Below are 23,791 nucleotides of genomic sequence, written 5' to 3' on the forward strand. Positions count from 1 at the left end.
CTAGACCATCCCAGTTCCTTTTATGTTTACTGGCTAGTTAATGCAAGATGACTTCTCGGACTACCTTATCTACATGTTTAGCTTTCTTCCCTCTCTGTGGCTTTTACTAGTTGCAACATCTGCTAGCCCTCGCTTCAACGATAACTATCGAATCACAACGATTTCGCCCAACGGCCGCTACACCGTCGTGTCCACTCCGTTCTTCTGCACCAATCAAACGGCAGGATGTGTCCAAGTCATTGATAACTTCCGCCACGAACTCTTGTATTCCTTTGCGGTAGCCAACCTAACCGGATGCGTCTACGTGAGCACGAATGATCCAGACCACATCCTCCAAGTGCCAACGGGTATAGGTCTTAGCCCTGTGATCAACTTGGAAACGGCTAGTACGCAAGCGGACGGTTACATTTGGCTTTATCGGAGAGGTATAGTGCGTGATAGTGCACGAGTACCGGCTGTTTATCCTACCCGGCTCAACCAGCGCTACTTTTTCACTGGTCGACGGCTAGATCGGTCTAAGCTACTGCACCAAAAAGGCGATACCCTCGCTTTGATTACCTGCCGAGGCCCTGTCCTGTTGAGCCAACGGGCCGGGCAGTTGATGGTCACGAGCACACCAAACTACGGCCGCTTAGTCTCTTTTCAAGTAAAGCCACTCGATGCGCGGCTTATCTGCTTCCCGTACCCACAGCCGGGAGGTTGCCAGGATATCACCCTACCACTAGAATCTACTTTTCGCGCTCATATCGAGCAGCCTAAAAAGTAGGGGATGTGTAGTAGTGCGCTAGTTCGTCTTTTTAACGTCCTTCTTCTGAGATAGCAGGGGCTACAAGTCAAATTATTCTATAAAAGGACAAAACCAGGAGCAAGGGTGCCTTTGGTGGAGGTCAGCCTATCCCCTAATTCTCAGAAAAGTTTCTAAACATAATGCATGTTATATCTATCGTCTTGGGAAAGTGGTAAATTTATGCCTTCCTACGCGGCTTAGTGCCGAGGTGGTACTTTGCCGGGCTGGCCTACCAAAAGGAGCGTTCATGCAACCTGAGCTACTGGCACCCAAAAGCTAGGGCTCGATGTAATACGCACCACGGCTATCGAACACGACGTAAAGCCGTTGCGCGGCTGGTACCCACACGAAGAGGTAGGCCCCACCTCTGCCGTTCAGGTAGGTGCCATAGGCGTTGCCGGGGTGCCCCAGGTAGTCGCGGCGCGCAAACTGTTGGCTACCGGGCCACCGGTCCAAAGCTGGGGACGTGGCCAGGCTCCGCGCCAAGGGATGAGCCGCGCCCCGGCCCGTGGGCTGCCAGCACAAGCTGTCCTTGTCTAGCACCGAAGGGTCCGGTCCGGGGAACCGCAGGCGCGGCAGCGGGTTACCCGCACCCAGCGCCGTGTGCACCGGGGCCGTGGGAGTATAGGCCCACAGCTCGTGGGTTTCCATTAAGTCGAAGCCCAGCACGTTGTGCGACTCGACCACAAGCAGGCGCAAGCCTGGTTGGCGGAAGATGGCAGCGCCGGCGCTCTCGTGTAGGGGCTGGTTGAATTCCCAGGCCCCATCGAGGGTCACGACCGCCCCAACAAGCAGGACAAGGAGCAGCACGAAGGCAACCCCTAAACGTCTAAACCAGAACATGAGCGCATGAGCCAGGGAAGAAGCGAGGAGCCAAACTTACTCTTTTTTTAAACCGTCGGCTGCAGCCTGTTATGAGTACGGGCTATAGAGACTGATAAGCCCTCACGAGATTTATCGTTCTTTAACGCAGAGACGGTGGCTACTCAAATGACTGTTTAGCTGAACTCTAATACAGCAGTGGTTTACGTTTAGGGCATAGTTGTCTCTAGGCGCAACGTGCTTAAAATTGTGCTGTATTTCAAGGCTTTCCAACGCTTTATCTGTCGATGATGCCACGTCCCCTTTTCCCTAAAGAGCATTGGTTAGTGACGTTCCTTCTGACGGGCACGTCTTATGCCGACCGATTACTTCCCTGCTTGCTTGAACAGCGGGTAACGGAGATGGCAGATGGCGGCATGGGCAGCTTACAGTTCTATCCGCCCGGCTTACGAGGAGACCGGCGTTTTGGAGACGATGTGGCCGAGGTGTGGCTGAAAGATGAAGACGAGGTGCCCGTATTGGCCACGTTACTAATGGACCAGCACGGCCAGCTTTTCGAATTAAATGTCTGGAAAGTTAATTTTTCTCCCACTATCAATCTGCAGATACCCTAGTTGAAGTAGATGCTATTGGTAAGGCATCAAGCCAATAGGACGACTAAGGGTCGTGATCGTACTGCTCAATGGTTGTCAGGAACTGCTCCCGGCTTCTACAGCTGGTGATTCTGATATCAACAAAGACGCGGGGGCGGCTAGCAAGGCTGATTAAGGTTGGAACGGACCTTCGTGCCTACTTCGGTTTCGGTGTATACAGCGGTGTGAATCAACTTGGTTCGACCCCGATAAAGCAGGTCACAGCAGTGGTGAAGGCGTACCTGGTATGTCAGCTATCTCCACGACATAGGTAGGCCTGCAGAAATAAGTAGTAAACCACAGGAGAGAGGAAGCTAGACCAGCTTCACCACTATTTTACACCTATTCATATAAATCTATGATTATACTAATAAAATGGTAATAATATATGTATAATACCTATTAAACATTCAACTTGCGCCCTATACGCGTCTAACAGCAAAATGAGTACTATACCTAAAAACAAGAACACCTGGCACTTCGTGTTGCTAGTGTGGAACATGTGTCTTTCAACTGTTGTGGGCTATACAATCTGGGCGCATCAGGCAAAGCGCATTGCTTATGTGGACTCAGCTAAGTTACTAAACAGTTACGTCGCCATGGCTGAAGCCAGAAAGTCATACGCTACCAAGGCGCAGGTATGGCAGGCTCGAATAGACACCCTCGGTAAGGAGGTGCAGCAGGCCGTTAAAAACTATGAACATATGGGGAAGTTCGCCTCTGCTGGGGATAGAGCATTAGCCGGTAGAATAGTTAGTAATAAGCAGAATAGCCTTGCCAACTATCAGCGCATCGTTCAGGAAACGGCAAAGCAGGAGGAAGAGAAAAGCACTCAACTTGTACTAAACCAAGTTAATGCTTTTTTAAAGCGCTATGGGGAAGAAGAGGGATATGATCTAATCCTGATTGCGTCTCCAACAGGCTCAATTGCTTACGCAAAGCAAGGCCTCGATTTAACTGATGATATAGTGAAGAAGCTCAACAGCGAGTATCGTAAGCAATCTAACTAGTAATGTTGCAAAAGAAAATTATCCTCCTATCATGCTTAGGCCTAGCGTTGCATTCCTGCGGGCAAAAACAACTTTCACCACCACAATTAGAGCAGTATGTGGAAGATGCAAGTAATGGCTTGAATCAAACTCAGCATGTCAATGGCATAGATGTTAGTGTCAAATATCAGCCAGTAGACTTAATAGTGTCACGCGAGTTACAGGGCGAACCAGAAGGCTCTATATCTTCAGTAATAGATAGTTTGAGAAATATATACGGTCGGTATAGCTTCTTTACTATATCATTTTCTAAGAATAGTAAAGAAATATTACAGCCGCAGGAAGGCTTCAGCACATACAGTGAACTGCTACAAACCTTAGCCTTTAGGATGGATAAAGAGGTAGAAATAATTACCTCACGAGGCGATACTTTATATCCTGTCAACTACTATCTCGATCGCAGTTATGCTACAGCAAACGCATCTCAACTACTATTTGCCTTTCAGTCTGTGAAGGAGGCCGGTGATTGTAAAATCAGAATAAAGGAATTCGGTTTAGTAACGGGCACATTAATCTTTTCATTTGATGACGACGCTCTAAAAGCGACTCCCAGCATACAACTTAATTAAGCCACAACATCCATTTATGTTCATCCGAAAAAGATTTTTTCGCAGATCTATTGCGTCCTTTTTTTTAATTCAAATTTTAGTAGATCTAGGTTGGCCATCGCTGAGTTTTGCGTTGACCGCCGGCCCTACCGCGCCCGAAGCATCCAGTTTCGAGCCGGTAGATACGACCGACATGGTAGATCTTGCCACAGGAGATTTTACTTATAATATTCCCCTATTAGAAGTACCAGGACCTGATGGCGGATATCCCTTAAGCCTAGCATACCATGCCGGCATCCAACCGGAAGTAGAAGCTTCGTGGGTTGGGTTGGGTTGGTCGTTGAATCCAGGGGCAATTAACCGAAACGTAAACGGTTACGCTGATGATCATAACAATGCCCAGCAAACTATTCGAGACTACTGGGAAGGCGGTAAGAAAACTACCTATAGTGTTGGAATGAAGGCTGAATTTGGAAACGTCGCCAGCGTATCCGCTGGTATCTCCTTCTCCGATGATACTTACCGTGGTTTCGGAGTTGGGGGATACCGCTACATCCGCGCAGGCATAGCGGGAACTCCTTTAGGAGTTAGCAAAGTGGATTTTAATGACGGATACGGTAAAAACTACGGGCAAACGGGAGCCGACATAAGCACAAGCAATATGCGGGTGGGCATTACACGCTCCGATGCAGGCTCAGTCGGCAGCTCACTAGGACTAAAGGTAGCAGGTAACCTTCAAGCTTCTCTCAACACTAGAACCGGTAGTTTCTCATTAAATAATGCAACTGGGGCAGGGAGCATAAGTAATGACAGAGCAGGTAGAATACAGACCCAAACCATTAATAACAATCTTGACATACCTATTACACCTGGCCTAGCCGTGGAACTCGGCTATAGTTCCATAAGATATTGGTCGGATGAAACATCCAGTGCCTCTACGAACGGTGCCTTGTATTTTCCCAAGGACCACTTGCCAAACAGCTTTATTAGCCGCTATGACTATAATGGAGAATATCGAGAAAAGCGGACGTTAGACGATAAAGCGTTTGATACATATAGGCTATTGGAACCTCAAGGACTACCCCTTCTAAAGCATTATGATCCTGATTACTTACAGGGTGGTAGTTTTCCTGAGTATGACAACTATACCGTTCTAGCGCAAGGCCTTTCTGGCACGATGCGGCCCTATTCATTACAGCAGTCATTGTATAGTCGAAATAGGCGAGCAGACAATGAAGACTATACCATTAAAAGTGATCCATTGCCTTGGACGAATAGCGAAGTTGGTTTTCGTTTTGATAATGACTTTTCAAACCAATTCCGTCAAGAAAACGGTGCGATGAATACGTCGTCATATAATGGATCATATTATCCATTTGACAATAATCCTATTTACGGTAATCAAGATGGTAATTTTGGTTATAATCCGTCAACCAAAAAGCTCGCTGGTTCTAAACACATCAACTGGTATACTAATGAAAATATAAAAATCGGTAACTGTGCTGGTTTTATCAATACAAAATCACTAGGATTTAACAGAACAGTCCTCAATGACAAATCTATTGGAGGATTTAGTATAACAAATGCTAGTGGTGTTACCTACCATTACGCACTACCGGTGCATAGTTATGGTGAGCAGGTATTCACCGAAAATATTGACAAGGAACAAGGGAATACCTTTAGCCGGCTGCAGAAACCTGCTCATTATGCGTATACGTGGCTGTTGACAGCCATTACCGGTCCTGATTATGTTGATAGAGGTGAATCAGGATACTTGGATACCGAGGACTGGGGTTATTGGGTCAAGTTTGATTACGGGAGATGGACAGGAAAATATGCTTGGCAAAATGCGCCCATTGCAGATATCAATTCTAATAACATTACTACGGCAAGAGGATATAAAGAATTGTATTATCTAAATACAGTTTCTACAAGAACGCATACTGCCATCTTTGAAAAAGCGGGCAGAAGGGATGGTTGGGGACCTAACCTTGCATCAGATATCAATTGGATTCCCCCTAGGGGGGGTGATATAATACTAGGCCCTTACTCAGGCAGTGTTATGTCACTCAAGAATATATATATAATAAAGAATGAGAATGTTCCAGCAAATCTTCAAAACAAAGGACGATCGATCGAATTTGGACATAATGGAGAGATTGATAATGTAATTGACTCGTCAGATATATTATCGTTGGGATTCGATATAAAGGAGGTAATAGAAAAAGCCATTAGCTTAAATCAAGATTATTCACTTTGTCAAAATGTTCAAAATTCAATCCCAGTAAACCCAAATAGTTCTAAGAAATTAGGTAAACTCACTTTAAAATCAATATTGCATCTTGGCAAGGGTGGAATAGCATCTATGCCAAGCACCAAATTTAATTACGAATTAAATATTGAAAATATTAAAAAATCAACTGCTGCAGTTGAATTAATAGATCAATATAGGGGCGTTGTAAGTATGATAAATAGCACGGGAGTTCAGCCCAATAAAGGGGATATAATAAAATTAAACAACTTGAATATTTATGCAACAGTTATTGAAAACAATTCTACTAAATATCAAATAAAGCTTTTAGAGAATTCGAATATATCCTTGTTAAGTCAAGGGCAGTCGCACGAAATAACCACGACTAAAAATCCACCCTATACTAAAAATATGCGCGATGTGTGGGGGATGTTCAAATCTGACCTTGATAGTAAGCTTTCCACGGTTAGTACTGGCGATGTTAAGCGCACCAGCTCTTTATCCAACGCATCTACTGACGTATGGTCACTTAGATCGATAGTAACGCCTATAGGCACTAGGATAAATATAGAGTACGAAGGTGATGAGTATGGTAACAGTGTTTTAAAAAAGCCAAGAATTATATGCCATGTATTTGGCAACAATGCCAGTCATTCTTTGAGAATGCCTACGCCTTACACTGCGCAGCAACAGCAACAGTTATTTAAGGCAGGAGAGGACATATATTTTACTGGTATAATAGCAAATCCAACAAGTGCTAATAGCTGTTACTTTAATAATTGGAATTATGAATTTGTAAAAAATATAAAGCTCACAATTAAATCAATTAATCAAGATAAAATACTGGAAGTTGAAAACTCAAACATAATAGATAAGCCATTATCTCAATGTCAAATTACAATTCATTCCTTTATTGCTGATGGATACGTATTCAAACAAAATGACGTAGGAGTTCAACCTGGAGGGGGGATAAGAGTAAAATCAATTTCTGCATCAGCTAACGGGTATACACATAAAACAACTTACTCATATAATGTCAATCCTTTTAACAATCTCACCTCGTCGGGGGTCACTTCGTACGAACCGGTTAGCAATCCATCAGTAACTACTAAAAATTCTAAGGATCTTAGCGTCCCTGAAAATATAATAAATATGCTTGATGCAGAGTATAGTAGTCAATTTTCTCACTTATTGTCGGTAGCGCGAGAGATTCCTAGTCCAGGCGTTATGTATTCATCAGTTAGTGTGGGAGAAACCAAATTTGATAGTAATAATACCACAACACAAGTTCCAGTATTATCTAATTATCAGTTCGAAGTTTTTAATTCCAATATGGTTGGTATTCAGTACGGGGGAATTAATGAATTGCACCCAACATTATTTACCAGGAATATTTCTATAAATGATTTCACCAACAGAATTGGTGCCTTGAAACACGTTACAACATATAACAACAATGGAATTAAGTTGTCACAAACCACAAACAATTATTTACACGACAATTTAATTAATAAAACCCACGAAGAAAATGTAAGCGAATACACATCGAAATTGGCACAGTATAACTATCAAGGAGTAATTCAAGAAAGTTTTGGCGACAATAGAAGCGTGTTGAGGGAAATTCCGTATGGATCTGGCTATCAAACGGTTAGATACGATCAAAAGGTCGTAATGAGTAAGCGTAACTCGTACCCTGTAATACAAACGGGCACTACTACTACTGACTTTATTACTGGCATTACAACAACTGCTCAAACGTTGGGATATGATTTTTATTCTGGAGAACCCATCAAAACGCTTCAAATGGATGGTTACGGCAACCGTTTCGTAACGGAAACGGTGCCCGCTTACCGTCGCTACCCGGCCATGGGCCTAAAATTGAATCAGCCTAATAACCGGCACATGCTGAGTCAAACGGCTTCGACTACCATTTACAAGGTGAATGCCAGCAATACGCCGTTAGCAGTAGTAGGCGCTTCCGTGAATACCTGGAGTGATGCAGTGCCAGTAATCGGCACTACCCCCTCACAGCCGGAAAATCGGAGCAGTCAAAGTGCAGCAAGTGGACTAGGAGGAGCTATTGGCGTATGGAGACCGTGGCAAACCTTCTCTTGGATGCCAAATGGCGCGACTAGTGACGGGTTGACTTCACTCAGCGGCACAAATGGCTTCGTTGATTATTTCACTCAGCCTACGCACGCTGCTTGGAGACAAGTCAATGAGATAACGCTGTATAACGTGTTCTCGAACCCGCTGGAAGCGCGGGACATGCGCAACATATTTGCCGCCACTAAACTTGGATTTAATCAAAGCAAGGTGCTCATCAGTGGCGGGCCCGCCCGGTACGGAGAAATTGTATACACTGGCGCGGAGGACGATATGATCAGTAACCGCTTTGGGGGACCTATTCAGCCGCATTACCCCTCTGGCACGAGTGATGCTTCCAGCGTGGTGAAAAAATCCGATGGCTACCCGGTGCATACAGGTGAGCGGAGTTTGCTGCTTAATCCGAGTCGCAACGGCTTTGCTTACGAGGCCGACCTGACTGGTGCAACCTACGGCAAGGCTAATTTCGATTTGACTAAGCCGTATCGGGTTACGATGTGGGCAACCCATCCGCAAGCAAGCTTGTATTATTGCCTCGACAATCAAACCTGTGTAACGGTACCAGGTGTCGCTACCCGTAAGGCGGGCGACTGGTACTTGATTACAATGGACATACCTGTTCTTGGGGCAGGACATAATTACCTGCGCATTGGTAGCTGGAACGCACATTCTGCGCCCGTGTACCTGGACGACTTCCGGATTCAGCCGGCTAATGCCACGGCAGCGGCTTACGTGTATGACCAGTTAACCGGCCAAGTGACGCATGTTCTGGATAACAATAATTTGTATACCCACTACGACTACGACGCGGCAGGTAAATTGCGGCGGGTGACGCGTGAAACCCTACAGCAAGGACCACAAAAAGTAGCGGAATACGATTATCGTGTCGTCAGTAGTTTGGACGATGCCATATTAGAGCAGCCTACTTCGTGCACGCTACACGTCAATGTTCCGTTGTCAGCCGGTGCGGTTGATATCAGCTATGACCTTGGCGATGGTCATGGGTACCGTGTTCTCACTACTGCTGTCCGCCCCTATCGCGTTACGCTATGCTCTGGCGCTGGCACCGCTCCATCTGCGTGGGTGAAAGTGAAAGTGCGGGATGGGCACAACAACATGCGTGAATTAGTAAAACGTGTTCGATAGTCGTCAGTCCCGTATGAATATGAAGCCATTATCTACCTTACTGACCACTTTGCTAGTGGCGCTTTGGAGCTTTTCTCCAGCGCGTGCCCAACAAGCAACCGTAACGTGCAGCATTGTCACGCCCACCGGGACGGCTCCCGTTTCAGGCACCAGCTTAAAGGCAGGCTGTACATACCGTTTTACAGCTAACCCTAATTCATCGTGTACCCAGACTTCGTACCAATGGGGAGATTTTTCTTTTGCACCGGCCGCCATCGTGGGCGGCGGAAAAAACAGCTCCTACATTGACGTGATTTTCACGGGTGGATCCACTAGTGGACCCTACCCATTCAGTGTGGTCATTGGCTTGCAGTGTTCGGCCTGCTGTGGCGGTAACCCTACCTACACAACCGTGAGCGGAAACCTATACTGCTACGTAAACACGGGGTCAGCCAGTGGTTCGATCAATGTCAGTGCGAACCCTGTTTGTAGTTATACTCCCCTCACTCTTACGCTCCCTTCGGCAAGTGGGGTGAGTTACGTCCGGTGGAGTTATTGGAATAATGGTTCTTGGCAACCTCTTACTACCTCATACGACATAGCTAATAACTTCCCCTATACTCTGCTGTCAGGCATTTCGGCTAACACGCGCTTTCAGGCAGAGTTGTTTAGCTGTTCCGGTTCCGTAGGAAATGCAACAACCGAAACGACGGTCAACGTAAAAACCGGCAATGGGGGGCAAGCGGTCGGTGAGCAAGACGTAACCAGTGGTCTGAACCAAGGCATAGTTACGCTCATCAATCATACGGGTACCATCAGTTATTGGCAAAAGTCCACTACGAACGGCACCTCCTGGGAGACGATAAGTGAAACTGCTGGTGAACTGGCATTTCAGGATGTCACGGCTACCACGCTATTTCGAGCCGTGACCGTTGACGAGTGTGGAAATACGTATTATTCCACGGCCTGCTCCATTAGGATAATCACGGCGCCGACGGACGTAAGCTGGTTGGAAACTAAGGGGTTTGCAACGGGAGCCGGTGTTTTGACCGCAAATGGCAAAGTGTTCTATGACCGGTTTGGTAAGGAACTGCAGAGCCAAGGAAAAGCCCTAAGCAAAGGCAAAGTATTGGCCTCGCAACCTCTATACGGCAAATACGGGCAGGTAGCCGGGAGTACCTTATCAGCACCCATTGCTACCACTACACTTCAATACGAGCCTCTCTTCTTTTCCTCCGCTTCAGCTCCGTCGCAACCCTATTCCGCTGGGCATTTTGATGAAAGCGGAACCCTTACCTCACCAGCCCCAGCCGCCACGACCACACCGCTGGGCTGGTATTACAGCACGAACAACACGGAGGAACCCTACACGGCCGCGACGGCTTACCCCTACAGCCGAACGTACGCAGAGCCGGATGGTAGTACGGGGGTAGTGCGCTCGGCTGGACCAGGCAGCGCCCACCGTATGGGCAACGGTCACGAGGGGGTGGCGGGGACCTTTGGCGTCGTTAACGAACTCGCCACGTATCTGCAGCTACGCGCCAAGTATTTTCCAACCACCACGGTTGGGGAAACGCTTGGCTCGTTGGCATCTGCGGCTAGCCAGCAACTCAGCCTAGATGCCAACCAGCAAAAAGTAGTGGTCGTCCAGGACAAGGAAGGCCATCCGGTTATGACGGCACGGCCTGGCAATCAGTTGACCGTAAGCAATGACATTGATTTAGGTACTGTATATGTCTTCGAGAAGGGTGCCGGCGTCCGCATGGAAGGCATACAGATGCGAGCGTATCTGCCGCAAATTAAGATCTTCGTTAATGGGGCGTACTATGATAGTGGACCAACGGATTCTACTCCCATTCCCAATACACTGGACGCTTTACGGGTGGAATCGTATTTCCCCTTTCAATTAGATGGGCGCTTATATGATGTAGATAATCCGAATGGCAAACCAATAACTGTAACGTCAGCTGCCAACGTGATCCGGCAGTTTGCAACCTTTTACACCCTTGTTACCGGAGCAGTTGCCATTACGCCAATGGGCGACGGAAACTGTGATTACAAGCTGACGAATACTACCACAGGCGCTGACGTTACAATTGATTTCAAAAATACTCCAGGTAATCTGCCTGCCGGTACCTACAAGCTGGAGGCATTGCGTGGTGCGTTTCGGGTGCGATACAGTAACGCGTATCAGGATATCAGCTATAACTTCTATGATCAGAAGGGACAACTGCTGGCCTCACTCGCGCCAAACGGAGCACAACTAGTGCACGCCGTAAACAATCAAACTGGGCCGACTTGGCAAACGCCTTCTACTGCCCCGTATGCCTCCCCAACGGGAAGTGCTCTCCTCTTCGATGGGGTTGATGACCGCATCGAAACAACTACTCGGGATGGGGACCCAAGAGCCGTAGTCAATGCGCCGGCTACGGCGAATACCTTTACGATGGAAGCCTGGGTTTATCCTACGGCCACGCACAACGACGCAGTAGATCAGACTAACCAATATGCCGGTTTTGCGGCCAATCACCGTTCAGCCATCCACGTAGGTTCAGCCGCTTGGTATCCTGCCGGCCATGCTGCCGTTGAGCTCTCCATTGGAACGAACGGCGTCGTCGTCTACGAATTGGGAAGCAATTGGTATCCTGCTGTACTGGTATGGAAAGGAGCCATTACTGGATGGACCCACGTTGCCGTGACCTTCACGAACAAGGTCCCCACCTTGTTCGTCAATGGTATCCAGGTGGCCACGGGTACACCTTGGACGCAAATCGATTACGTGCATCCGTCCGTCAACCTGGGTGGGGGGACATATAAAGGTCTCCTGGATGAATTCCGGGTGTATGATAGCGTGAAAGACGCTCAATCCATTGCAGCCGAATCACGGGGAACGGTAGCTCCGGCCAACAGTTCCTTGGTTGCCTATTACCGCTTGGATGAGGGAAAAGGTATCCTTGTGACCGACCTCTCACGTTCGCATTATACGGGTGTGTTGAAGGGCGGCACGCCCCCCAATACGTTCCCTTCCTTGGCTAGCCTGCCGTTTCTAAACACCTATGAATATGACGTGCAGGGCCGTCAGACGGCCATGACCGAGACGGACGCCGGCCGCACGGAATACTTCTACCGCAATGATGGAAAGCTGCGCTTTTCGCAAAATGCCAATCAGCGGGCCAACGGCTATTTCTCCTACACTAATTACGACAACATAGGTCGTCCGATCGAGAGTGGAGAATGCCGCCCAAATTCTCCCGCCACATTCTTTACTAGTATCAAGAACGACGCAGCTACTCTGGATTACGAGCCGTCATCCTATAGCAGCTACTACGATGGTCCTTTGGGGGGACAATTTCGATATGAGGTGGTACGAACTTACTACGATAACCTGAGAGGCAGGTTTAGTCTACCTAACGGCTACTCACCTGAATTCGTAGCAGGTCAGGCAGCAGCTATGGCCAAATATTCCAGTATTACCCCATGGGACGCACAGTCGGAAGTGTCGCATACTATATATAGCTATGATGACCAGGGACGCACCACCTGGCTGGTAACTCAGCAGGGGCAGTTGCCGATGCGTACGATGGAGTATACCTACGATTTCAGCGGCAAAGTGCTCACGGCCTGCTACCAGAAGAACATGCCGGCGGAGCGCCTAACGCACTATTATGCCTACGATGCCGACCAGCGTCTGCAAGAAGTACGCACAAACTTGGCCCTGCCTACCGACCAGGCCACGCCACGGGACTTACAAGCCAAATACGTCTACTATCTGCACGGCCCGCTGAAACGGGTGGAATTGGGCGGCAACCTACAGGGAATAGACTACTTCTACACGGTCCAGGGCTGGCTGAAATCCATCAATGGAGAAACCAGTACCGCTGATCCTGGCCAGGACGGACTAAATAACAGCCTGCTTTTCAAGCCCGACCTGTTTGGGACGACACTGCAGTATTTCAATGGGGATTATCAAGCTAGTGCCCGCCCGGTAAGCGGCTTCACGGAGAATACCGCACAAAACGCTCCCCGGTACAACGGTACGGTACGGGCAGCCAGCTGGCAGACAACTGGCATTGCTCCTCAGGGGTACATCTACGCTTATGATGACAAAGGGCAGCTTACCAACGCGGACTATGGTACTGTAACGGGCGCTGCCACGAATCTTAATTTCTTATTAAGCGGCAATGGGCAGTATGCCGAAAAGGGAATCGACTATGACCCCAACGGCAACATCACTAACCTCCGTCGCACGGATGGCGTAGGGTGGGCTTCTTTCGCGGGCCAGTATAACTATCAGGGCCCTAACCTGAATACGAACAAGCTCACGGCAGTTAAAGTACCCGGGGGCACTACGGACCTCATCAAATACACGTATGATGCGCTTGGCCAGACCGTAGCGCAGGAAGAAGTTACGGGTAATAAGTATTTGGAATACGATGTTGCGGGAAAGGTTACAGCCGTTTTCCGGGATGCCGCTAGGCAGCAGCCAGTGGCGCGTTACACCTACGATGAGTTTGGGCACCGTATCAAAGAGCAGCGTTACCCGAATGCCGCCGTGCCTACGCAGGTGGAAACCCTATACTACGTGTATGATGCTGGTGGCAATGAGCTGGCAACCTATGCTACCGATGCCGCGACCGGGCAAATTACTTTGACCGAACAGCCGGTATATGGCGCAGCCCGCTTAGGAAGTTACCGCCGGGCAACGGGCAACCAGACAGCTGACCAGCTCTACGAGATTCATGACCAACTGGGCAACACGCGGGTGGTATTCCATCGGCCGCAAGAGGCTTCGTACAGTGCCAATATGGAAGGAGGACCAACGGAAGAGCAGGAATTCTCTTTTCCGCCCGCTATTCGAAGTGGGGTGTATAAGCGCAGTGGCGCCAACGCTGCGTGGCTACGGGATACCTACCGGAACGGCCCCAAGAAAACCCTGCAAGTACAACGTGGTGACAAAGTAAAGATGAGCGTGTACGTAGGCTATCCTACGGATGGAGGCGTGCTAGCGCGTGCTGCCGTCGTTGGCGGAGTGGTGGCTGGTAGCGTTGGCGTGCAAGCGGTAGCCGGTAAAGAAGGGGAGGTCAAGCCATCCAAGACGCAGCAGTTGCTAAGCCGGTTGAGCCTGGGCGTGGCTGTTCCTCTGCTAGCCAGAACTGTCGGAACCCAGGCAACGTTGCCGAATGCGCAGCTGTATTACGTTCTGCGCGATAAGAATGGCGGCTTTCTTACGAATGGCCGGGTGCTGGTCCCCAGTAGCGCAGAAGGAAAATGGACGGAGCTTGTGATAGATTACGATGTGGTGGATAAGCAAGCCAGTTCACTGGAAGTTGGTGTAGTAAGCAATGATGGGGTATCTGTTTATTTTGATGACTTTTCCATCAAGCATACGTCAGGTATGTTATTGGAGGAGAATCATTTCTACGCTTATGGTCAGCGCAACGACCCGCTAAGCTGGACAAGCCAATATTTACAGAACTTCCGCCGTGGATATCAAGGCCAGTTCAGTAAGTTTGACAAGGAAACGGGATATAATAGCTTTGATTTGCGTATGTATGACGCGCGTACAGGTAGATGGATGAGTAAAGATCCTTATGGCCAATATGACTCCCCTTACTTAGGAATGGGAAATAATCCAGCTAACAGTTATGATCCTAATGGTGGGTACTCTCATTTCGGTGCTACATGGAGGCATGCAGCTGCAGTGTTTCTAGGCAATGATGTTAGTGAAATATACCAAGTTGACGAAGAATGGGGTTTTATAGATCTTGATAATAATAAGCACGACTTTGGAGTTAAATATGATGTGGCCGAAGTATATCGTGGAGAAAGCTTTTGGGATAAAATATCATTCAAAGGAGGAGGATATCAGTATTATAGCTCTGAATCTTACGCAAACGGCCCCGTATGGCATGTCCGTAATGGAGTAGCCTCAGGTGCAATTATTGATCCACACAAGAATCTTATTACTTTCGAAAATCTACCTACTGGGAAGCCAACATTTGGCTTGCCTGGTTCTAACACTGTGGCTACAGCTATTAAAGGCGCGGTAGATAACTATAAGACGGGGTTAGATGCTTTGGGTAAAGCTCAATTAACTGATCCTTATATTTCGCTTTTGGAATCAAGCGTCTACGATACTGTAAGTGCACGCGCACAACTTATAGAAGCAAATAGAGATGCGAACGGTAATTACCCAACTTTCAGAATAGACAGCGTTAATAGAAATGGTAAATTCATGCACTTAATTAAAACCCCAATAAACTGGAATGGAAAAAAAATTGGGTCGCCAAGTTTTTACGAATAAGCATTGCATAATTTTTTTTATTATGTTATTACTTTATTCATGCGACCAAAAATCGTATAATTCGGTTGATAGTAAAACTTATAACACAAGTAAAATATTAACCAACGTATCACATGATACTGTTGTAACAGATTCTGTTTTTACTATCAAGTTTATGAAAAAACATGAACTTATTTCAAGATTTATTGAGAGTAATAAACCAGTAAAATCGGTTGACTTTGAATATTTATACGATAGTAAAGTAATTCCTATATTCGCAAAAGATACTAATGATACTTTATTTATAACTTGTCGAATTAATCAAAGTCTGCTTGATAAGGTTAACAAAATAAATGCTACCTATAAACTATCTCTCGATAACAGTGATATAAGGCTAGGTTTTGATACCACATTAGTCATTACTGATTATTATTATTTAATAGGAAAAACAAACAATTAAAGGCAGTGGTAAATAGCGGGGTGATTGGTACCTTAGGCTATGATCCAGACATCTGTTGTATGCGACAAGTGTGGCAGTCCGGCTGTGCGCAAAAACGGGAGACAGGCCACCTGCAAGAGCAGGCGCGGCTGATCGTGCTCTAGGGCCCGCTCCAGTAGCCAAGCTTCCAAGCCGGGGCTGTCCAGGTGCCGCAGCACCAGTTGCAGGTGCTCGCTACGGGTAACTGCCCGTTCGCCGTAGCTGGTCAAGGCATCCGGAGCGATGCCCAACTGCTGGCTGACAAAGGAGGCCACTGGCGGTGGCACCTGCTCGAATTAGTCTTCCGGCAGGTAGCCCAGCAGGCGCACCAGAGCCTGCTGCACAGCGCAGCCCGGGCAGTTGCTATCGCGGCGCTGGCGCTGGACAAACTCCCGGTCTGCCCCCGTTAGGTGGAAGTACTGTCGTAGGCCGGTTTCGCTGAGGGTGGCGGGTACTTGTTGGCAGCCCTAGCGTTCGGGCGCGGTCAGAAAGGGAGAAATCATGCAGGGGAGCGCGAGCCAAGAAGTTATGGTGGCTGTTGCAGAACTCATGGCCACTTCCTGATAAATAAGCCCGTATTCGTCATGGCGCTGGAACAGGCCACGAGTTCTGCAACAGCCACCATAGCTTCTTGGCCCTGGCCCCCGCCGACCCACCGGGCGGCGAGCCGCCCGAAAACAAGGGGGCAGAAAGTCGGACCAAAAATAAATGGGGCGTTAGCTTTGTGAACCTGACTTGTTGATCCGTTATGCACCAGACCTTCGGCTACGCCCGCGTCTCCACCATCGACCAGAACCAGGATACCCAACTCGACATCCTGACCAAGGCCGGCTGCGACCGCATCCTCCAAGATAAATCACGGGCGTGAGTGTGCAGCGGCCGGCGCTCGATGAGCTACTAGGCTTGCTGCGCGAAGGCGACACCGTATTAGTAGCGCACTTCTTTCGCCTGGGCCGCCGCCGCGACCATGTGATTCACCTGTTCAACTCCTTCTACCAGCGCGGCATCCACTTCAAGGCTCTGGACCTGGGCATTAACACCACCACGTCGGCGGGCAAGTTTATGTTCTCCATTTTCGCCTCGCTGACCGAATACGACCGCGAGGGCATTCTGGAGAAGACTAAAGCCGGCCAGCAACTGGCCGCCGCCCAGGGCAAGCACATCGGCCGGCCCAAAGGGCTTTATGAGCAAAGTTAAAAAGGCGCTGGACAAGGGCCTATCCGTGACTGAAACCGTGGCGATGACCGATATCAGCCTCTCCAGCGTCAATCGCTACCGTAAGTATCTGTCAGCAACGCTGACCCACTAACTCAGGCGGCCGAAAAGGCTTAGAGTAATTTTATCACCCGCTTCTATAAGAAGGCCGATTACGCTAGGCCAGTCCCGCACCTGCAAAGCCCTCGAAGCAGCCACTTGCACCGCCCTATCCGCAGGGTTGCTAGCCAAGATTCCGCAGTATGGCTTGAGCAACATAGCTACTACTTATCAAGTGCATGAATCTGATATATACCTCATGCTGATAAAAAGGCATAAGTATTTGTATTGTATAGAATAATTATTCTAAAATAATTATTCTATACGCTCCTTTTACATGTATAGTATACAAGCCCTTGTTTAAATAAGTAGGTAATATTATTTTTTCTACGGCCGATTGACATATATGATTCCATGTTAACTTGCCATGATGATCATAGAGTTCTAATTCTTCCCCCTTCTTAACTCCAGCAATGTGTATAATACCCTGGGTCGGGTTAGGGTAGGCTATGAATACTTCTGCTAAATTTTTCGAGCTATTAATCATTGGTAAGCCTGTACCATTTATCTGAGTAACGAAGCCTAAGCTGTGCGGCAAAGCGGCTGTCAAATGGATCGGACCAAAATCAGCTTCTTGTTGGAAAGTGCCTGCTAAGTATACCTTCCCGCTCCGGTCTAGTACAATACTTCCTGCTGCATCATCCATTGTTCCTCCGCCACTCGTCAACCAGAGGCAGTCGCCTGTAGTAGCGTTGAGCTTGAATACATACGCATCCAGTTTACCAATTTGGGGTACACCTGAAAAACCAGCCGTAAAATAGGCGCTTTCGTGAGAGCCGGTGACGTAGACATTTCCCTGGCTATCCACGGCCATACTATTGGCGTTGTCGGAACCAGTGCCACCGGCTCGCTTGGCCCACAGCCACACCCCAAATGGGTCCAGTTTCCCAACGAACACCTCGTCTAAGCCCGTTTTGTATAAATCGGTCGTGCCGAAATGCGCCACAGTACTGAAAAAGCGCCCGGCAACATAGGTATTGCCCTGCTGGTCAACGGCCAGTGTAGCGCCTCGATCCCAATTGTCACCCCCGCCACCGTTCAGCCATTGTGGCGTGCCCTGGGCATCCAGCTCGGCTACGAATACATTGCTGGACCCGTAGTTGGTAATCATGTCACTGCCGAAGGCTAGGCTGGAACTCGTAAAGTCGCCGATGATGTGCACCTTATCGGCCGCATCTACGGCTACGTCCTGGCCTTCTTCGTTGCCGCTGCCTCCTATCCCCCGGGCCCACTGCCATTGCCCACTGGTGTTGAGCTTCGCGACAAACGCATCCCGACTGAAGCTTCCAGTACCCACGTTGGCAATCGAATAAGGCCCAAATACGGCCGGGCTTTCTTCGAAGTGTCCAGTGATGTAAACATTGGCTTGGCTGTCAAGGGCCAACGCCGTAGGCCAAACGGTAGCATAGCCTCCATCCTGCACCGCCCAGAGCCAGGTGCCGGCAGGGCTGAGCTTGGCTACGAACCCGTTGCGACCGTTTAGCTGCTGTAGCTGAAGATGGCCGAAGGTGGCGCGGGCATTGTCGAAATAGCCTGTTATGTACACGTTACCCCCGGCATCCACGGCAATGTCAGTACCTGCTTCCCGCTGGCCCCCACCGGCCTGTACGACCCATACGTACCGGCCGCTGGGGTCCCGCTTGGCCACGAAAATGCGGCCTCTTGTGTGCTGCAAGGTTGTCGTGCCCAGTGTCACGACATCGTAGAAGTACCCCGTTAGGTAGGTGTTACCCGCTGGGTCCACGGCGAGGGCCGTCGGGGTGATGGTGCTATACGGCCCATCCTGCGTGGCAATAGTGACCGCTTGGTTGAAAGTGACGAATTGGGCTTGCGCAGTCTGGCACGCCAACCACAGGAGTAGCATACTCAACATTATACCTACCCGACGGATAAAGTCCACGTGCTCAGTTCCAGAAATGAAGGTTGGAGAGGTCCTTACTGAACCAATACGTAAGGGAGATTAAATTTTCCCTCGCACGTCCTCTTGGTTCCATTCTGATTGCAGATAGTGCCGGTAAACGTCCCGCTCATGGTGCGGTTTTTTTTCGTCGAGGGTACTAATCTGCACATAGCCATCCGGGGAAGCGCCGCACGTATTGCTGGTGTGCCTGCCCGATGAGTAGGCATAAATACTAATGCCATAGCCAGAGTCGGACGGGAACGTCACCTTCTCCGGTTTCATGTGAAAAGCATTCAGCCGTACCGTCATATCCACCCACTCTTGCTTATCCAATAGCACACTAAGCATTAAGTCATTCTGCCTAGGTGTCACACGCAGTAACCCGCTAGTACTATTCGGCACGACAACCCCATCGATGCGTACTTCTAGGGTATTGAGCGGAACAATAGCAGCGGGCTGTGGATCAGAAGCCTGATTAGAACATCCTAAGAAAAGTAAGCTAACCGCTAAAGAGCAATGAGTAAATAGTTTTGTCATGATGAGGGGTATAAAGGGTATTGCAAAAGTAACAGCTGTATTCAGACTTTCTTAAGACTTACTTTGCAACATAGCATACATCGCATCCAAAGGATGTCCGGTGGACAAGGCTTCTTTTGAATACTTCTTCTCTAGTCACTGCTCGCATGTGAACTGGCTGAGTAAGCATTTCTTTAAGAATTCGCCGCAGGCTGATTCACTGCACTATCGGCCGCTACGTCACCCGTACGAGCCCCTTCGATTAGGATGTATACCTTGACGCATAAAATGTATTGACCTAAAATAGGTAGACTGTCTTTCTCAGTTGTATAGAACCCTCCTTTAGCTGAACCTAGAGTTCAGTGTGAGGTATATTGAATCAAATAGATTTAAGGTTGAACGTAGGTGTTTGGACGTAAATTGTAGCTGGCGTTTGCCCTTTTAGGGCTTAGTGGGGTCGCTAATACTTGTAGTAGGTAAGTAGGCAGATTGTTGGTAGAGGTGCTACCTGTCCTCAGCCGGGTTAAGGTAGATACATTCCTACTTCATGGAGCGTTAAAGCCCCTTGACAAAACGTTGTAGGTGGCACGGCTGCAACCGTCGCGGCTGATCTGGCAACCGGCCACCAGCAGCGCTTGCGTAATATCCTGGCTGATGAACCAGCTACTGGAGCAGGGATGTCAGGCAAAAATCTACTTACAGCGTGTTGCTCAGCTCCCAGTTAAGCATGTGGCACGAGTGCTAGTTCAGCACGGTCACTAGATAGCAAGAGCTCGGCACATGAAAATGTATGTGGATGGCCTGGGCCGTCGCAGCCTTCAGCAGCTGCTTTGTGCGACGGTTAAATGGTCAACTCGCCTATCAACTACCGCTTCGTGAGGGCGCCCAGTTCCCCCTTTGCTATGAACTCAGCGGTGAAGTGACGATAGGTGCTTTTTGGAGCCATGGCGTTGACCAATATGGCTTACCTTAAGTATCTCAACTTCGGGGAGCACGAAAGTATATTCGTTTACTTCTTTTCTGTACGAATTTTAGGGTCCTTGAGAGAATTCTCGCGTTCACAGTTGTAAAAAACTAAGATATTTTTATTCGTCTTTTTTATAAGAATAAAATTTTCTCCTCTATTTTTTATAAGGGTATTTCCTATCGAACAATGCTTTTTTAGGTAAGTAAAATAAGGTTGCTCACTATACAAGCTGGTATCCTTTTTCGTCTTTAAACTTAGACATGAGAAATTCGTTACCCTGCCGTAGCCAGTGACGTCAGTGATTTTCATATTAAAATCAAGCGTGCTAACATAATTATTTAAGATTGTACATCTTTCCTGAGGGGACTCGGTGCAGCTTGTGAATACAAGTAGTATCGTAATGATGTTGCGCACGTTATTTGAGAGTACTGACTTATCGGAATAGTATGTGAAACATCCCTGAAACGCTATATCCTGAACCCAAGTATGCTACTTATGATGCTTAGCTTGCTCAACGGGAAAGTAAAAGACCTGTCCGAGAAGTCACATTACGGAACCTAGCTTCAGTCACTACTGAGACCAATGGGAGCTTGTTGGAGGCTACCGAGGCTTGTTCTCGCGGCGGATGTGACAAATTTCCCAGCTAGGGATGCATCCCGTCAACTTTTTTAGGACATTACAGTGCAACAGGCGGAAATATTACGCCGCCTACTGCATTATAACCCCTTAAAAGCAGGAGCGCTTCTATTCTCGTTGCTTCGGTGGGGAGTAGAGGCGTTGGACACGCTGCGCAGTGCCATCCGATTTGCCGGGCTAGGCAACTTTGACGGCACTGGTTTATCGTGTTTTTCTTCTTGCTACTGCCGCTCTTGGTAGGGGTAATTCAGTTTGTGGTGCGCTTTGTTCGCCAGAAAGTCATGCGACAAAAAGAAAAGTAACCGGATACATTTGTAGAGGCTGTGTATCTACGACAGCGTAGCTGCTGATGGAACCTTTAGAGCGGATGCTAATAATTGAACGCTCACAGCGCTTTCCACTGACTGAATTAATTCACAACCGCTTGTTCGTTAACACAAGGGGTCATATTTTTCAAATTATGAGTTTCTTGAATAGCACACAGTTACTTGGGCTGTTGCCGACATGCATAAGCCCTTACGATCCCGAACGAATTAAAAGTGGAGCCTATGAACTGTCAATGGGCGATGAGTATTTTACAACTAATACAGAAACGGCTACCAAAAACGTACTTGCTGAAAAAGAGCAGTTTGTCATTGAACCAGGTCAGTTCGCTTTGCTCATTACGAAAGAAATTATTTTCATCCCGGCATCCAATCTTGGGTTCATTTCTGTAAAGGCAGGCATTAAGTTTCGAGGTTTAATCAATGTATCTGGATTCCACGTCGACCCAGGATTTCACGGACGACTCAAGTTTTCAGTTTACAATGCAGGTAGCCGCGCTATTACTTTAGAAGAAGGCCAACGGTTATTCCCGTTGTGGCTAAGCGAATTCACAGAAGAATTAACCGATGACCAAGTGTACGCTGGTCAGCATCAGAATCAGCAGGGTATTTCCAGTGAAGATGTATCCAAGATTGAGGGGGCAGTACTGTCGCCAGCCGTTCTGGATAAAAAAATTCGCGAGGTCGATTCCAAGGTTGGGCAACTTGACACTGCTGTGCGCAACAAGGATGCGAATATCACCAAATACGGCGGTATCATTATAGCTATTTTGATAGCAGTTGGTGTCAAATACATCTTAAATGAAATCGACCAGTATCGTTGGAACCAACTCCAGCAGAATCAGTTAGCAATAACGGCCAAACTAGAGAAGGCCGCTACTCGTGATAGCCTGCGCAGCCATACGCTCACGGTTAGATTAGACAGCGCTCTAAATGCGCTAAGCAACGCTAAAGCCAACATATTACAAAGGAATAAGATTGGTAATAAGCAATAGCTTACCTATTACCAGTCTTATGGTGAGGTCCTCCAGAAAAATAGTTGCTAGGTATTTTTCTAGTATTTACTTGGCTGATTGAATGTCCCACTGTCCATGCAATTGGCGTTGAACAAGCTCACCTAGCTTGCTAAACAAGCTTAAAGTCGAGAGCTATTGATGGCCAGCGCCGTAGTATATTGCCAGTGTTAGGTAAAGTACAATCTGATGCTATTTCGTATGTACCGAGGTTTCAAGCTTACACTCGACGATTTTCCCGAGCAGGAAAGTGCCGAGCTTCACCGGATAGGTAGCGACCTGTTTGCTGAACAGAAAAAAAATATCAGGCGTAGCCTAGATACTTTGGTATTGGAGGATGGCTCAATTGACGCATCTGAATTACAAGACCAGTGGTTTCCAGAGTTACCGGCCGATGTGTTTATCTCGCATTCGCACCGGGATGAACAACGCGTCCTTATACTGGCCGGGTACTTAAAAAAGTATTTGAGCATTACTTCATTCATAGATTCGGCAGTGTGGGGCTATGGTGGGGACCTACTAAAAGACATTGATAACGAGTACTGTTCGTTCCAACGGGAAGGTAAGCGTTACTACAATTACGATGCTCGTAATTTGTCAACGAGCCATGTGCACCTGATGGTCGCTAGTGCGCTGAACAAAATGATTGATAGCACGGAATGCATCTTTTTCTTGGAGACACCTAACTCAGTAAAAACTAGTGCGGTCATGGATACTACTTTGTCGCCGTGGATTCATTCAGAGATTCTTACCACGCAGTTTATCAGGAAGCGTAAGCCCTGGGAGCATGCCAACCGGCGGCACTTAGTTAAATCCATGTTGGAAGGCGGAAAGCTGGGTACTATCAATGAATCCGTAAGTATGACTTACCCAATCAAAACAGGCCATCTTACTCCTATTAATCTAAATGCTAGCTTGCTTCTTATGTGGAGAATGAAAGCACTTTATGAGGATTATAAGCTGGATGCATTATATCAGCTATACCCAGCGCCTACAAAGCAGCAAGTACTGAACGGCTAGCGTGCATTTTACAACATCATA

The 23,791-nt window shown here is 47.9% G+C and carries 13 protein-coding genes and 2 pseudogenes; 11 read left to right on the plus strand and 4 right to left on the minus strand.

Annotated features, from left to right (window positions below; genetic code table 11):
- Window positions 1–1,063: 1,063 nt before the first annotated feature.
- Entirely contained in the window at window positions 1,064–1,597 is a 534-nt protein-coding gene (locus tag MWH26_RS04635; RefSeq protein ID WP_247976237.1) for a hypothetical protein, read from the minus strand.
- Between the two features lie 299 nt (window positions 1,598–1,896).
- Between MWH26_RS04635 and MWH26_RS04640 the strand changes: the two genes are divergently transcribed.
- From MWH26_RS04640 to MWH26_RS04665, 7 genes and pseudogenes are all read left to right on the plus strand, one after another.
- Window positions 1,897–2,223: a DUF6984 family protein gene (locus MWH26_RS04640; protein WP_247976238.1), complete on the plus strand. Its 327-nt coding sequence runs from the start codon at window positions 1,897–1,899 to the stop codon at window positions 2,221–2,223.
- A gap of 518 nt (window positions 2,224–2,741) precedes the next feature.
- A complete protein-coding gene (locus MWH26_RS04645) occupies window positions 2,742–3,251 on the plus strand; it encodes an OmpH/Skp family outer membrane protein (protein WP_247976239.1) in 510 nt (169 codons plus the stop codon).
- Between the two features lie 2 nt (window positions 3,252–3,253).
- Window positions 3,254–3,859, plus strand: coding sequence for a hypothetical protein (locus MWH26_RS04650; RefSeq protein ID WP_247976240.1), 606 nt, complete (start codon window positions 3,254–3,256; stop codon window positions 3,857–3,859).
- A gap of 16 nt (window positions 3,860–3,875) precedes the next feature.
- The gene (locus MWH26_RS04655) at window positions 3,876–9,341 is read left to right on the plus strand and encodes a hypothetical protein (RefSeq protein ID WP_247976241.1); all 5,466 of its coding nucleotides are present in this window, start codon (window positions 3,876–3,878) and stop codon (window positions 9,339–9,341) included.
- Between the two features lie 19 nt (window positions 9,342–9,360).
- A pseudogene (locus MWH26_RS20300) lies at window positions 9,361–10,290 on the plus strand (DUF8696 domain-containing protein); the annotation flags it as partial.
- Between the two features lie 495 nt (window positions 10,291–10,785).
- Complete coding sequence (locus MWH26_RS04660) at window positions 10,786–15,624, plus strand: RHS repeat-associated core domain-containing protein (protein ID WP_247976242.1); 4,839 nt, start codon at window positions 10,786–10,788, stop codon at window positions 15,622–15,624.
- A 154-nt stretch (window positions 15,625–15,778) separates the two neighbouring features.
- Entirely contained in the window at window positions 15,779–16,063 is a 285-nt protein-coding gene (locus MWH26_RS04665) for a hypothetical protein (protein WP_247976243.1), read from the plus strand.
- A gap of 32 nt (window positions 16,064–16,095) precedes the next feature.
- On the opposite strand, the pseudogene MWH26_RS20245 reads toward MWH26_RS04665, so the two are convergent.
- Window positions 16,096–16,479: pseudogene (locus MWH26_RS20245) on the minus strand (DUF4158 domain-containing protein); the annotation flags it as partial.
- Between the two features lie 350 nt (window positions 16,480–16,829).
- On the opposite strand from MWH26_RS20245, the gene MWH26_RS20250 reads away from it, so the two are divergent.
- Both MWH26_RS20250 and MWH26_RS04675 read left to right on the plus strand, forming a co-directional pair.
- Window positions 16,830–16,949: a recombinase family protein gene (locus MWH26_RS20250; RefSeq protein WP_375374034.1), complete on the plus strand. Its 120-nt coding sequence runs from the start codon at window positions 16,830–16,832 to the stop codon at window positions 16,947–16,949.
- Window positions 16,946–17,278, plus strand: coding sequence for a recombinase family protein (locus MWH26_RS04675; RefSeq protein WP_247976245.1), 333 nt, complete (start codon window positions 16,946–16,948; stop codon window positions 17,276–17,278). The genes MWH26_RS20250 and MWH26_RS04675 overlap by 4 nt, the downstream gene beginning before the upstream one ends.
- A gap of 358 nt (window positions 17,279–17,636) precedes the next feature.
- Here MWH26_RS04675 and MWH26_RS04680 read toward each other — a convergent pair whose 3' ends face one another.
- Complete coding sequence (locus MWH26_RS04680; RefSeq protein ID WP_247976246.1) at window positions 17,637–19,259, minus strand: SBBP repeat-containing protein; 1,623 nt, start codon at window positions 19,257–19,259, stop codon at window positions 17,637–17,639.
- Between the two features lie 96 nt (window positions 19,260–19,355).
- Window positions 19,356–19,832 carry a hypothetical protein gene (locus tag MWH26_RS04685; protein WP_247976247.1) on the minus strand — a complete coding sequence of 159 codons (477 nt, stop codon included), beginning with the start codon at window positions 19,830–19,832 and terminating at the stop codon, window positions 19,356–19,358.
- Between the two features lie 1,931 nt (window positions 19,833–21,763).
- Here MWH26_RS04685 and MWH26_RS04690 point away from each other — a divergent pair.
- Window positions 21,764–22,732 carry a dCTP deaminase domain-containing protein gene (locus MWH26_RS04690; protein WP_247976248.1) on the plus strand — a complete coding sequence of 323 codons (969 nt, stop codon included), beginning with the start codon at window positions 21,764–21,766 and terminating at the stop codon, window positions 22,730–22,732.
- A gap of 219 nt (window positions 22,733–22,951) precedes the next feature.
- Window positions 22,952–23,770 carry a hypothetical protein gene (locus tag MWH26_RS04695; protein WP_247976249.1) on the plus strand — a complete coding sequence of 273 codons (819 nt, stop codon included), beginning with the start codon at window positions 22,952–22,954 and terminating at the stop codon, window positions 23,768–23,770.
- The last annotated feature ends 21 nt before the right edge of the window (window positions 23,771–23,791 follow it).

Source organism: Hymenobacter sublimis (genome assembly GCF_023101345.1).
GTDB classification, from domain to species: domain Bacteria; phylum Bacteroidota; class Bacteroidia; order Cytophagales; family Hymenobacteraceae; genus Hymenobacter; species Hymenobacter sublimis.